The sequence below is a fragment of the Roseomonas sp. 18066 genome, assembly GCF_902706185.1.
Lineage (GTDB): Bacteria > Pseudomonadota > Alphaproteobacteria > Acetobacterales > Acetobacteraceae > Pseudoroseomonas.
Genome location: NZ_CACSJM010000411.1, coordinates 1 through 395 on the forward strand (window position 1 = coordinate 1; position 395 = coordinate 395).

The following is a 395-nucleotide window of genomic DNA, read 5'->3' on the forward strand; positions in this document are numbered from 1 at the left end:
ATGCTCTCGCGCGTCTGCGCGGGCGTGCTCACCACCGGATCGAGGTGGTTGGCCTTGAACTGTTTGACGACTTCCTTGTCCTGCATCGCCTTGTGGACGGCGGCGGCGTAGCGGTCCACCTGCGCGGCGGGCATGGAGCGCGGCGCGAACAGGGTGTTCCAGCCGGAAGCCGCCAGGTCCACGCCCGATTGCCGCAGCGTGGGCACCTGGGGCAGATCCGGCAGGCGCTGCTCGCTGGAGACGGCCAGCAGGCGCAGCTTGCCGGCCTCGAACTGGGGCTGCAGGGCGTCGAGCGTGTCCACGGCGACGATGCGCGAGACGCTTTGGGAGACAGCCGTGATCAGCGCGGCCATGCCGACGCCACCAAGGCCGACGATCATGATGCTGTCTTCAGG

1 protein-coding gene is annotated in these 395 nt (G+C 68.9%); it reads right to left on the reverse strand.

The window, feature by feature from the left end; translation table 11 throughout:
• A partial coding sequence (locus GVN67_RS29465; RefSeq protein ID WP_255430454.1) for a tripartite tricarboxylate transporter substrate-binding protein occupies positions 1-380 on the reverse strand: 380 nt, incomplete at its 3' end.
• Between the last annotated feature and the right edge of the window lie 15 nt (positions 381-395).